At 60.9% G+C, this 11442-nt stretch carries 13 protein-coding genes; 4 read left to right on the forward strand and 9 right to left on the reverse strand.

The annotated features are described in order from the left end of the window. The first annotated feature begins 23 nt into the window (after positions 1–23). Positions 24–971 (forward strand): hydroxymethylbilane synthase, encoded by a 948-nt coding sequence (gene hemC / locus V5B39_RS11335; protein ID WP_332343001.1) that lies wholly within the window; start codon positions 24–26, stop codon positions 969–971. Then, the gene (locus V5B39_RS11340; RefSeq protein WP_332343002.1) at positions 968–1744 is read left to right on the forward strand and encodes a uroporphyrinogen-III synthase; all 777 of its coding nucleotides are present in this window, start codon (positions 968–970) and stop codon (positions 1742–1744) included. The genes hemC and V5B39_RS11340 overlap by 4 nt, the downstream gene beginning before the upstream one ends. On the opposite strand, the gene hemF is transcribed toward V5B39_RS11340, so the two are convergent. The 5 genes from hemF to dusB form a co-directional block, all read right to left on the reverse strand. Further along, on the reverse strand, positions 1739–2689 hold the full coding sequence (gene hemF / locus V5B39_RS11345) for an oxygen-dependent coproporphyrinogen oxidase (RefSeq protein ID WP_332343030.1): 951 nt from the start codon (positions 2687–2689) through the stop codon (positions 1739–1741). The genes V5B39_RS11340 and hemF overlap by 6 nt on opposite strands. Positions 2690–2741: 52 nt before the next feature. Then, positions 2742–4022, reverse strand: coding sequence for a phosphoribosylamine--glycine ligase (purD, locus tag V5B39_RS11350; protein ID WP_332343003.1), 1281 nt, complete (start codon positions 4020–4022; stop codon positions 2742–2744). 138 nt (positions 4023–4160) lie between these two features. Further along, positions 4161–5726, reverse strand: a complete 1566-nt coding sequence (gene purH, locus V5B39_RS11355) for a bifunctional phosphoribosylaminoimidazolecarboxamide formyltransferase/IMP cyclohydrolase (RefSeq protein WP_332343004.1) — start codon at positions 5724–5726, stop codon at positions 4161–4163. Positions 5727–5768: 42 nt separating this feature from the next. Beyond that, a complete protein-coding gene (locus V5B39_RS11360) occupies positions 5769–6014 on the reverse strand; it encodes a helix-turn-helix domain-containing protein (RefSeq protein ID WP_332343005.1) in 246 nt (81 codons plus the stop codon). Beyond that, positions 6011–7051 (reverse strand): tRNA dihydrouridine synthase DusB, encoded by a 1041-nt coding sequence (gene dusB / locus V5B39_RS11365; protein ID WP_332343006.1) that lies wholly within the window; start codon positions 7049–7051, stop codon positions 6011–6013. Before dusB ends, V5B39_RS11360 begins: the two co-directional genes overlap by 4 nt. A 288-nt stretch (positions 7052–7339) precedes the next feature. Between dusB and V5B39_RS11370 the strand changes: the two genes are divergently transcribed. Further along, complete coding sequence (locus V5B39_RS11370) at positions 7340–7564, forward strand: hypothetical protein (RefSeq protein WP_332343007.1); 225 nt, start codon at positions 7340–7342, stop codon at positions 7562–7564. A 586-nt stretch (positions 7565–8150) separates the two neighbouring features. Here the strand turns inward: V5B39_RS11370 and dnaQ are convergent. From dnaQ to V5B39_RS11385, 3 genes are read right to left on the reverse strand one after another with little or no spacing between them, the layout of a single operon-like run. Then, the gene (gene dnaQ / locus V5B39_RS11375; RefSeq protein WP_332343008.1) at positions 8151–8870 is read right to left on the reverse strand and encodes a DNA polymerase III subunit epsilon; all 720 of its coding nucleotides are present in this window, start codon (positions 8868–8870) and stop codon (positions 8151–8153) included. 18 nt (positions 8871–8888) lie between these two features. Beyond that, positions 8889–9350, reverse strand: coding sequence for a ribonuclease HI (gene rnhA, locus V5B39_RS11380; protein ID WP_332343009.1), 462 nt, complete (start codon positions 9348–9350; stop codon positions 8889–8891). Continuing rightward, positions 9347–10060 carry a class I SAM-dependent methyltransferase gene (locus V5B39_RS11385; protein WP_332343010.1) on the reverse strand — a complete coding sequence of 238 codons (714 nt, stop codon included), beginning with the start codon at positions 10058–10060 and terminating at the stop codon, positions 9347–9349. Before V5B39_RS11385 ends, rnhA begins: the two co-directional genes overlap by 4 nt. A gap of 27 nt (positions 10061–10087) precedes the next feature. Here V5B39_RS11385 and gloB point away from each other — a divergent pair, with 27 nt between their 5' ends. Beyond that, on the forward strand, positions 10088–10849 hold the full coding sequence (gloB, locus tag V5B39_RS11390) for a hydroxyacylglutathione hydrolase (protein WP_332343011.1): 762 nt from the start codon (positions 10088–10090) through the stop codon (positions 10847–10849). 8 nt (positions 10850–10857) lie between these two features. On the opposite strand, the gene V5B39_RS11395 is transcribed toward gloB, so the two are convergent. Next, positions 10858–11265, reverse strand: a complete 408-nt coding sequence (locus tag V5B39_RS11395; protein WP_332343012.1) for a response regulator — start codon at positions 11263–11265, stop codon at positions 10858–10860. Between the last annotated feature and the right edge of the window lie 177 nt (positions 11266–11442).

Raw genomic sequence — 11442 nt, forward strand, 5'->3', positions numbered from 1 at the left:
GGTACTCCCGGCGGAACCCGGCCTTGAACTCGGCAGAGCCAGTTCAGCCGCGTATCGTCATCGCCTCGCGTGAGTCGCGTCTTGCTCTGTGGCAAGCCGAGCATGTCCGTGGATGCCTGATCGAATTATATCCACGGAGTTGTATCGAGATCCTCGGCATGACCACTCGCGGTGACCAGATCCTCGACCGTCCGCTATCGGCGATCGGCGGTAAAGGGCTGTTTATCAAGGAACTCGAAGTGGCGATACAGGAAGGCCGCGCTGACCTCGCCGTGCATTCGATGAAGGACCTGCCGATGGAAATGCCCGCCGGCTTCGTCCTGGCAGCCATCTCGGCGCGTGAAAATCCTTGCGATGCCTTTGTTTCGAATCGTTTTGCCGGACTCGACGAGTTGCCGGCCAAGGCCGTGGTCGGGACTTCCAGCCTTCGTCGCGAAGCGATCCTGCGCGCCGGATATCCGCAACTGGTGATCCGTAGCCTGCGCGGCAACCTCGATACGCGGCTCAGGAAGCTCGATGCTGGTGAGTACGATGCGATCGTCCTCGCTGCCGCAGGCCTGATACGTCTGGGCCTGGCAGCACGGATCAGGTCGATCCTGACGCCCGAGCAGTCACTGCCCGCACCAGGGCAAGGAGTCCTCGGGATTGAGACCGCATCAGCGCGTACCGACATCATGGCGCTGCTGGAACCGCTCAACGACCGCAAGAGCGCGTACTGCGTGCGCGCCGAACGGGCCTTCTCGCGTGCTTTGGGGGGGAACTGCCAAGTCCCGCTCGCTGCCTACGCGTTGCTTGATGGCGGTCAACTCTGGCTGCGTGGCTTCGTCGCGACGCCGGACGGCAGGCAGATGATCGCCGGGGAACGGTACGGTGCGCCCGAGGACAGCGAGTCGATCGGTTATCTGCTCGCACAGAGGCTGCGTGAACAGGGGGCCGGGGCCATCCTGGAGAAGCTCGCCAGCGGCCAATGACACAGCCCTTGCGCGGCCTGACGATCGTCGTGACGCGCCCGCGCGCGCAGGCGTCGCGTCTGGCTGGCTGGATTGCCGAGCAGGGTGGCGAGCCGCTGATCTTTCCACTGCTCGAGATTTCTCCGGTCATTGACCCTGCCCCCTTGCAGGCGGTAATCACGCGCCTCGGAAACTACTCGCTGGCGGTTTTCATCAGCCCGAATGCTGTCGATTTCAGCGTCCCGGCGATTCTTGCCAAGCAGGCGTGGCCATCGGGTCTGCAGGCGGCGGCGATTGGCCAGAGCAGCGTCGCGTTGCTTGCCCGTTATGGTATCGACCATGCGCTGGCGCCTGTCGAGCGCTTCGATTCGGAGGCGCTGCTCGAACTGCCGGAAATGCAGCGTGCGCGCGTCGCCGGTAAGCGGGTGCTGATCCTTCGTGGTAACGGTGGCCGCGAACTGCTGGCCGATACCCTGCGCGAACGGGGCGCTGAAGTCGATGCCGTGAGTTGCTACCAGCGCTCGGCACCGGCTGACGCGGCGCCGCTGCAAGCACTATGGCGCAGTGGCCGACTCGACGCACTGACGATTTCATCGAGCGAGGGTCTGCGCAATCTCGTCGGCCTGCTCGATGCACCGGCGCGCGCCTGTCTGTGCGGCACGCCGGTGTTCGTGCCGCATCAGCGCATCGCCGAACTGGCGCAGGCGCTTGCCATGCGGCGGGTGATCCTGACCGGAGCAGCCGATGCCGGGATCATTGCGGCGCTATGCAGCCATGATTGGCAGCGATCATGAACCAAGAACCGGGACTGCAGCCGGAGCTTCCGTCCAGTCGCGTGGTGCCAGCATGTCGTAGAGCGCGGCTTCGGCGCTGCCGGCTTCGGGATGCCAGTCGTAGCGCCATTTGACGACCGGAGGGAGAGACATCAGGATCGATTCGGTGCGCCCGCCCGACTGCAGGCCGAACAGCGTGCCGCGATCCCAGACCAGGTTGAATTCGACATAACGTCCGCGTCGGTACGCCTGAAAGTCTCGTTCGCGTTCGCCATAGGGCAGAGTCTGCCGTTTTGCAATGATGGGCAGGTAGGCTTCGCTAAACGCATCACCGACCGCCCGGGTGAGCGCGAAGCAGCGCTCGAAGCCGCCCTCGCTGAGGTCGTCGAAGAAGATGCCACCGACCCCGCGCGGTTCGTTGCGGTGCTTGAGGAAAAAGTACTCGTCGCACCATTGCTTGTAGCGCGCGTGCGTGTCTGCTCCGAAGGGCTGCAAGGCTTGCTTGCAGGTGATGTGGAAATGCCGGATGTCTTCGGCAAAGGGGTAGTAGGGGGTCAGGTCCATGCCGCCGCCAAACCACCAGGCAGGGTCGGCATCGGCCCGGGTCGCGATCAGGGCGCGTACGTTCATGTGCGCGGTTGGGCAGTAGGGGTTTTCTGGATGCAGGACCAGCGAAACGCCCATCGCGGCGAAGGCGCAGCCCGCCAGTTCGGGCCGTCTGGCGGTTGCCGAGGCTGGCAACGCCGCGCCGCTGACCTGCGAGAAAGCGACACCGCCGCGTTCAAAAACACGACCTCCCTCAAGGATGCAGGTGCAGCCGCTGCCCGCGAGTGGCGAGCCGGCTCCCCTTGCCCAGGGGTCGGCGCGGAAGCTCGTGCCGGCACGACCTTCGAGCGTTTCGATGGCCGTGACGATACGCGTTTGCAGGTCGGTGAAGTACGCCTTGAGACGGGTCGGGTCGATCATCCCTGGTCCCCGACCGCCAGTGTCGTGGCGGTTGGTGACTGCCTGACTGCGCTCACCGGCTGACGGCGCGGTGGCCGATGTCACGACGATACTGCATGCCGTCGAAGTGGATCCCAATAATCATGTCATAGGCGCGCTTCTGGGCCTGCCTGACGTTGTCGGCAAGTGTCGTGACACACAGCACCCGCCCCCCGGCGGTGACGATCCGGCCATCGCGCTCGGCGGTGCCGGCGTGGAAGACATGACTGTCCTCGCTGCCTTGCGGTAGTCCGCTGATCAGATCGCCGGTGCGCGGGGTGCCGGGGTAGTTGGCTGCGGCCAGCACGACGCCCAGCGCGACACGACGGTCCCAGCTCGCCTCAACCAGGTTGAGCCGGCCGGCGACAGCATGGTCGAGGAGGGTCAGCAGGTCGGATTTCAGACGCATCATGATTGGCTGTGTTTCCGGGTCGCCAAGGCGGCAATTGAACTCGACGGTCTTGACCGATCCGTCCTTGCCAATCATCAGGCCAGCGTAGAGGAATCCGGTGTAAGGGATGCCGTCGGCAGCCATTCCCCGAACCGTCGGCAGGATGATCTCGCGCATGGCGCGGGCGTGAACTTCCGGAGTGACCACGGGTGCCGGTGAGTAAGCACCCATGCCGCCGGTGTTAGGGCCGGTATCGCCGTCGCCGATGCGTTTGTGATCCTGGGTCGACGCCAACGGCAGTACATTCTTGCCGTCGACCATGACGATGAAACTGGCTTCTTCGCCTTCGAGAAATTCTTCGATCAGCACGCGTGCCGGGGTCGAGTCTTTCGCCGGGCTGTCACCGCTGGCGGGAAGCATCCGGTCAATCGCGTCGTGGGCCTCAGACAAGTGCATGGCCACCACCACCCCCTTGCCAGCGGCCAGTCCATCGGCCTTGATGACGATTGGCGCGCCCTGCTGGTCCACATAAGCGTGCGCCGCGTGGTTGTCGGAGAAGGTCGCAAAGCGGGCGGTCGGAATATGGTGTCTGGCCATGAAGCGTTTGGCGAAGTCCTTCGAGCTTTCGAGTTGGGCGGCTTCCCTGGTCGGACCGAAGATCTTCAGACCGCGGTCGCGAAAAAGATTGACGATGCCGGCAGCGAGCGGCGCTTCGGGACCGACTACCGTGAGATGGACCCCGTGCTTTGCGGCGAAGTCAGCGAGCGCTTCGGGGTCGGTGAGGTTAACGTTTTCGAGTTCACGCTCGCGTGCCGTGCCAGCGTTGCCAGGGGTGACGAAGACCTTCTGCAAACCGGGGGATTTTGCCAGCCGCCAGGCGAGTGCGTGCTCGCGACCGCCGGAGCCGATGACCATTAACTTCATGACAGTCCTTTCACCACCAGAACTTGAACTGCTGTGTGTATCCGCTGGCGTGCGCCCGTCGAGCTGCGCCGTACTCCGGCACTGACGACCCTGACCCTAATCTTCTGCACCGTGTCCTCCCAGGCATCACTCAAAGAATCAATGTCGGAAGTGCCGGGCACCGGTGAACACCATCGCCAGGCCATGCTCGTCGGCGGCAGCGATCACTTCCTCGTCACGCATTGAGCCCCCAGGCTGGATGACGGCCTTGGCACCGGCAGCCGCCAGGACGTCAAGACCATCGCGGAAGGGGAAGAATGCATCGGAGGCGACACAGGAACCTGCCAGGTCGAGGCCGGCATTCTGGGCTTTATTGGCCGCGATGCGGGTTGAATCGACGCGACTCATCTGGCCGGCGCCAACGCCGAGGGTCATGCCGCGACCGCAAAAGACGATGGCGTTGGACTTGACGAACTTGGCCACGCGATAGGCGAAGAGCAGATCCTCGACCTGTGCGTCGGTCGGTGCGAGCTTGCTCACCACCCTCAGATCGGAGGCCTGGACGTTGAACCGGTCGGGCGTCTGCAGCAGTAGCCCGCCACCAACGCGCTTCATTTCGAAAGCATGCTGGCCCCTGGCCAGCGGCAGTTCGAGGACGCGCAGGTTCTGTTTGGTGGACAGCATCGCTCGGGCGGTATCGCTGAAAGCCGGCGCCAACAGGACTTCGACGAAATGCTTGCGGGCATTCATGGCGGTCACGACATCGGCGTCGACCGTGCCGTTGAAAGCGATGATGCCGCCAAAGGCCGAGGTCGAATCGGTCTGGAAGGCTTTTTCGTAGGCGGACAGCAGGCTGACATCGATGGCCACACCGCAGGGATTGGCGTGTTTGATGATCACGCAGGCGGGGTTGTCGAAAGTCTTGACACACTCCCAGGCGGCGTCGGCATCGGCAATGTTGTTGTACGAGAGTTCCTTGCCCTGCAACTGCCGATAGTTGGCGATCGACCCCGCCAATGGTGTGGGATCGCGGTAGAAGGCTGCCTGCTGATGCGGATTCTCGCCGTAACGCAGTGTCTCGACGCGATCGAAAGCGAGTTGCAGAGAATCGGGAAACGGCCCGGCTTGGTTCGATTCGTCCAGTGAAGTCAGCCAGTTGGCAATCGCCGCGTCGTAGCGCGCAGTGTGCGCAAAGGCCTTTTTGGCCAGCGCGAAGCGTGTACCGAGACTCAGCGCACCATCGCTAGTCGTCATTTCGGCCAGTAACGCGGGGTAGTCATCGGGGTCGGTGACCACGGCCACTCCGTGGTAGTTCTTGGCTGACGAACGCAGCATGGCCGGACCACCGATGTCGATGTTCTCGATCGCCTCGGCGAGGGTGACACCGGCCTGGGCAATGGTTTCACGGAAGGGGTAGAGGTTCACACATACCAGATCGATGGTCGGGATGCCGTGCCGTTCAAGCGTGGCCATGTGCTCGGGAAGATCGCGACGCGCCAGAATGCCGCCATGTACTTTCGGATGCAGGGTCTTGACGCGGCCGTCGAGCATTTCCGGGAAGCCTGTGTAATCGCCCATCTCGGTCACTGGCAGACCCGCGTCGCGGAGCATTCGGGCGGTGCCACCAGTCGATAACAGTTGGACATCATGAGCGATCAGGCCCTGCGCGAATTCGAGGGCGCCATTCTTGTTGGAGAGGCTGATCAGGGCTTGGCGGATTTTCATGGTGGGCAGGTGGCAGATCTTAGAAAAGGGTAAAAGGAGTGTTCAGTCGATCAGTTTGTGGTCAACCAGTTTCTTACGCAGTGTGTTGCGGTTGATCCCAAGGATTTCGGCCGCCAGGGTCTGGTTGCCGCCGGTCTGTTTGAGTACGACTTCAAGCATTGGGCGTTCGACGCTCTTGATCACCATCGCGTAAACTGCAGCCGGCTTCTCGCCTTCAAGCTGTTGAAAGTAGTTTTCCAGCGCCTTGCCGACGCAAGTTGCGATATGGTCATCGTCGTTGCGCTTCATGCTGCAAGTTCCTCGAAATGGGCATGCGGTGAAGGGGCCATGCTGACGTAGCTCAAATGCTCTTGGTATTCCGCAAGGGCAGAGAAAAAGTCATTGACTGCCTGCCTTTGCAGTTCGATGGTCGGCAATTGGTTCATTCTGTGACGGAAAGCTGCCGAGCCGACCAGACCTCTGGTGTACCAGGAAATATGCTTGCGCGCGATACCGACCCCGGTTTCGATACCGTAAAAGAGATAGAGATCCTCAAGGTGCTCGAGCAGTATTTCGTGAATTTCACTGACCCGTGGAGGAGGCAGACAGGTTCCGGTATTCAGGAAATACTCGATCTCGCGGAACAACCATGGGCGCCCCTGTGCGGCGCGTCCGATCATCAGCGCGTCGGCATGGGTGGTGTCAAGGACATGCTTGGCCTGTTCAGGAGAGCTGATGTCGCCATTGGCGATGATGGGGATGGTCGCCACGGCTTTTGCTGCTTGGATCGTCTCGTATTCGGCCTGGCCGCTGTAGCCGCAGGCGCGCGTACGGCCGTGCATGGCCAGGGCCCTGATTCCTGACTGCTCTGCGATCTTGAGGATGTTCAAGGCGTTGCGACTGTTCTTGTCCCAGCCGGTGCGGATCTTCAAGGTTACCGGGGTGCCCGGTACGGCATTGACGACGGCCTCGAGAATTTGCCGGACCAGCGGCTCGTCCCTGAGCAGGGCGGAACCAGCCATGACGTTGCAGATTTTCTTCGCCGGGCAGCCCATGTTGATGTCGATGATCTGGGCCCCTCGCTCAACGTTGTAACGCGCCGCAGCAGCCATCATCGAAGGACTGGCGCCGGCAATCTGTACCGAAATCGGCGCGACTTCGCCCGCGTGGTCGGCGCGGCGACGGGTCTTCAGGCTGCCATAGAGCAGGGAGTTCGAAGTGACCATCTCGGATACGGCCAGACCAGCCCCCAGGCGCTTGCAGAGCTGCCTAAAGGGGCGATCGGTGACGCCCGCCATCGGCGCGACGAACAACTGATTGCGTAGCGAAAAACCGAGAAATTCCATGCTGGTAAGGTGCCGAAGGGCGGGGCAAGGTCTGGATTCTACCGCGATTGCCAGCGCGAAAACAGACACTTCTTGCCTCTGGAAGAAACGCGAAAGGGTTTCTAGGTTCTCCTCAGACCGGATCGCGACTCTGACGCGGTTTTCTTGATGCGGGTTGTCAACCGTTGCTTGCAGAGGGCGTTACTCCCAACACGGTTGGCACGACAATACTTCGACAGGAGAATAAAAATGGGTAGCCTAAGCAGCGAGTCTTTTGACCAGTTTCTCGAATCACTCAAGCAGGCGGGCGTGGAAATCAGCAATGAATGCGAGTTGCGTGAGCGGCTGGCCGAAGCTCAGCGTTGGCGCTTTGCTTTTGCTACGCTGGCAGCCAACGGCCGCCCATTGGGAATTCGTTTTCAGGATAGTAATCGTGGCGTGAACGAGGCGGATATCCACCGGACTTTTGCCCGCTTCCAGTTCCCTGAAATTTTGCAGACCACCTTTGCGGCCAGCCTGCGGGTTGAGCACTGACATGTCTTTCTAATGGCTGCTGTGCCCTGGCCTGTTGGCTCGACAGGCCGTTCCCTTTCGACAGACCGGCGTTCCCACAACGTTGATGCTTGTTGAACGACGGTGGCCAGGTGAGTCATAATGTCGGTATGAATGACTTACCTCCCCAGGATCCGCGCCGACGGCTCCGAGAACTTCTCGCCATTCCTGAGCGCGATCGAACCGACGAGCAATGGGATGAACTCATTGAGATCGAGATCACCCTGGCTCCGGGAAACCGTGAGTCCGAGCGTCCTTCGGATCGGCAGCCGGAGAAGCGCCAAAGTACCTCAGGTCAGGTCCGACGTCCGGAGCAACGGAAGACCGGAACCCGGCCCGCTCCCCAGAGGTCTGACCCGCGCCCATCCGCTACCAGATCTGACCCCACGGCGGATGCTCAGCCTGATGTGCGCCCGCCTGACGCGCGACCACCCAAGCGACATGTGCGGCGGCCAAGGCGCCCGCCCGAAACTCCAAACGAAGGCTGATTGGGCTGCGTTCGCAGCGCTTGGCCGAGTACGCTGCGACACCGTGTCGACAACCAGTGTGTCCCGGCGGCGGGGTTGAATCAGCCGCTGTTCTCGGTTTGCAGCCACAAGCACTTGCCTTTGCTTGCCTGGTCTATGGCTACCAGGAGCTGCTCGTGCAGAATGAGTTCTTCCGGGCTGGCGCGCCTGATCTGCTGTGCCCGACGTTGGCTGCCTGCGGGGGGGATTCCGGCAGCGTCGTTTCCGTTCGCTTTGTCATCGCCAAGATCCATGATCAGACTTTCCTGACCGCGGGTCATTGCCAGATAGACCTCGGCAAGAATCTCGGCATCGAGCAAAGCACCATGTAGGGTACGGTGCGAGTTGTCTACCCCGTAGCGATCGCAAAGTGCGTTGAGGTTGTTCTTTTTCCCTGGGTGCAGATCCTTGGCCATGCGCAGGGTGTCGCATATTCCGATGCAGACTTCTTCCACCGGCGCCATATTGATCCGCGTCAATTCGGCGTTCAGGAAACCGATGTCAAAAACTGCATTGTGAATGACGAGTTCAGCATCCCGTACAAAGTCGAGAAATTCCGCCGCAATATCTGCAAAGTGCGGTTTGTCGAGCAGAAACTCGCGGCTGATCCCGTGCACCGAGAGGGCGCCAGCATCGATATCTCTTTCCGGATTCAAATAGCAGTGGAAGTGCCGATTGGTTAGACGCCGATTGCGCATCTCGACGCCGGCGATTTCGATGATGCGATGCCCGAGCTTGTGCTCCAGTCCAGTCGTTTCAGTGTCCAGGAAAATCTGGCGCATGCTTGCTTTCCTTACCGTTCATTTGGTTGTGCGGGTACGAGCCAGCTCATCCATGGCGCGATTGGCCAGGGCGTCGGCGCGTTCATTGCCGCTGTGCCCGGCATGCCCCTTGACCCATGACCATCGGATCTGGTGCTGGCCAGTCAGCTCGTCAAGGCGTTGCCAGAGGTCGGCGTTCTTGACAGGGTTCTTGTCGGCGGTACGCCAGCCATTGCGCTTCCAGTTATGAATCCACTCGCTGATACCCTTTTGCAGATACTGCGAATCAGTATGCAGATCGACTGTCGCCGGTCTCTTCAGTGCTTCAAGGGCACGTATCGCGGCTGTGAGTTCCATCCGGTTGTTGGTCGTGGCCACTTCGCTTCCCCAGAGTTCCTTCTCCCGATCACCGGTCTGCAGGAGCACGCCCCAGCCGCCAGGTCCAGGGTTGCCGCGACAGCCACCGTCGGCGTAGATGGTGACGATTTGTTCATCGCTCATGAAATTTCCTTTTTGCTGACTACGGATAAGGCCTTACGAGGAGAACGTTGCTGCTTCCAGCTTGGCAGTATCAAGCGCATGCCATGCACGCGCTTGATCGCACGCAGCAGATAGACGCCGCCGGCAAAAGCCCACCAGCGAGCGCCGGCGGTTTCCATGAAGTGCCAACGCTTCAGCCAGCGCTCATGCGTGCATGGCGGTGAATAACAGCCAAAGGTACCCCGTTCGATCTCGAAACCGAGCAGTTGGAGCCAGTCCTTGAGACGCCGCACCGAGAGGTAATGGCCGTTCCACGGAAAATGACCGGGGCAGTTCGGCAGACTACGGCGCAATCCCCAGATGGAAATCGGGTTGAAGCCGGTAATCAGGACTTCGCCTTCCGGGATCAGGACGCGCTCAACTTCGCGCAGAATCTGGTGCGGGTCCGCATGGAACTCAAGGACATGCGGCATGACCACCAGATCGATGCTGTGCGCTGCGAAGGGGAGTTGCCGTAAATCGCAGAAGACATCGACCTGGCCTGAATCGTCCGCCACCTGTCGGAGAGGGATACGGTTCTCGGCAAGCAGATCGCGTTGTGGGAGACCCAACTGAATGGCGTTGTAGCCAAAAAGGTCGGCGACGACGGCGTCGATCGTGGCTTGCTCCCAAGCCATGACATAGCGCCCTTGCGGGCTTTCCAGCCAGGTGTCGAGGCCGGGGATTGACATTTTCAGCAGTTCTTCCAGAATGGATCAATGTTCGACATTATTCGGATCCCGGCCTTCAAGGATAACTACATCTGGTTGTTGCGCAAGGGCGCGGCAGCGGCTGTGGTTGACCCGGGCGATGCACGCCCCGTACTCGATGTGCTTGAGCAAGAGGGGTTGTCGCTGAGCGCCATTCTCATCACCCATCACCATGCTGACCATCAGGGCGGGGTGACTGAACTGTTGGCGCATCATTCTGCCGAGGTCTTTGGTCCAGCGGCGGAGTCGATTGCCGGCATCAGCAAACCCTTGCGTGGCGGCGATACGATCAGCATTGCGCCTTGCGACATCCAGTTTCAGGTGATCGCGGTGCCCGGACATACGCTTGGGCACATTGCGTATTATGGCTCAGGCTGCCTGTTTTGTGGCGATACCTTGTTTGCCGGCGGCTGTGGTCGTCTGTTCGAGGGAACCGCTGTACAGATGGCTGATTCGCTGGCGCGCCTGGCCGCGCTGCCGGATGACACCGCGGTGTATTGCGCTCATGAGTACACGCAGGCGAATCTGCACTTTGCTCTGGCGGTTGAGCCTTTGAATCGTCGGCTGCAAAGCCGTATCGAAGAGGTTGCGGTAACTCGTGCCAGGGGTAGGGCGACGCTGCCGTCGACGATTGCGATCGAGAAGGCAACCAATCCCTTCCTGCGCTGTGGCCAACCGGACGTGGCGGCTTCAGCTCGTAGCAGAGTGCCTGCGGCGCGCGATGAGGTGGCGGTGTTTGCTGCGCTGCGTGAGTGGAAGAACAGTTTTTGAGCGTTCTTTCAGAGGTTCTCCTGGAGTATCGGGAGTTTCCTGGCTGATTGCCACGCCCGATTGACCGTGTCGAGTACTTTGCCTGCGTTGAACGGCTTGATGATGAAGCCACTGGCACCTCCCTGAATGGCTTCCCGGACATTGTCCACGCTGGGGCTGCCGGTGACCATCACGACGACGATCTGCGGGTACAGGGTTTTGATCGTCTCCAGGGCTTCGAGGCCACCGATTTCGGGCATCAAGATATCCAGGCAGATGATGTCAGGCCGCAGGCGCTCTGCCAGTTCGAGCGCATCGACACCATTCCCCGCTTCGCCAATCACTTCGTATTGTTTGCTGCGCAGGATGGTGCGCAACAGTGTCCGCATCAGATCGTTGTCATCAACGATGAGGACTCGTGGTGGCAATCGGCTCATCCTGCTGGACTGCAGAAGACTGCCGGAAGCCGCGGCTGAAGGCCTCCAGCGGCACGCCGGCGGCCAGTCGCTGGCTCGACGTTTGCTGTATGGCAAGTGCGGGAAACGCCTCGTCGTGCTAAATTGGGGGCTTCCTCAGCCAGCCTTTGGCCTGCTGTCGTGTCTGAAAAACCCCGT

The organism is Accumulibacter sp. (assembly GCF_036625275.1).
Taxonomy (GTDB): domain Bacteria; phylum Pseudomonadota; class Gammaproteobacteria; order Burkholderiales; family Rhodocyclaceae; genus Accumulibacter.

Coding starts and splice junctions, on each gene's coding strand:
- dnaQ (WP_332343008.1), bottom strand. CDS start 8,870: ATGCGCCAGATTTTCCTGGACACTGAAACGACTGGACTGGAGCACAAG.
- dusB (WP_332343006.1), bottom strand. CDS start 7,051: ATGGAATTTCTCGGTTTTTCGCTACGCAATCAGTTGTTCGTCGCGCCG.
- rnhA (WP_332343009.1), bottom strand. CDS start 9,350: ATGAGCGATGAACAAATCGTCACCATCTACGCCGACGGTGGCTGTCGC.
- V5B39_RS11340 (WP_332343002.1), top strand. CDS start 968: ATGACACAGCCCTTGCGCGGCCTGACGATCGTCGTGACGCGCCCGCGC.
- V5B39_RS11385 (WP_332343010.1), bottom strand. CDS start 10,060: ATGTCAATCCCCGGCCTCGACACCTGGCTGGAAAGCCCGCAAGGGCGC.
- hemF (WP_332343030.1), bottom strand. CDS start 2,689: ATGATCGACCCGACCCGTCTCAAGGCGTACTTCACCGACCTGCAAACG.
- purD (WP_332343003.1), bottom strand. CDS start 4,022: ATGAAGTTAATGGTCATCGGCTCCGGCGGTCGCGAGCACGCACTCGCC.
- V5B39_RS11360 (WP_332343005.1), bottom strand. CDS start 6,014: ATGAAGCGCAACGACGATGACCATATCGCAACTTGCGTCGGCAAGGCG.
- V5B39_RS11395 (WP_332343012.1), bottom strand. CDS start 11,265: ATGAGCCGATTGCCACCACGAGTCCTCATCGTTGATGACAACGATCTG.
- purH (WP_332343004.1), bottom strand. CDS start 5,726: ATGAAAATCCGCCAAGCCCTGATCAGCCTCTCCAACAAGAATGGCGCC.
- gloB (WP_332343011.1), top strand. CDS start 10,088: ATGTTCGACATTATTCGGATCCCGGCCTTCAAGGATAACTACATCTGG.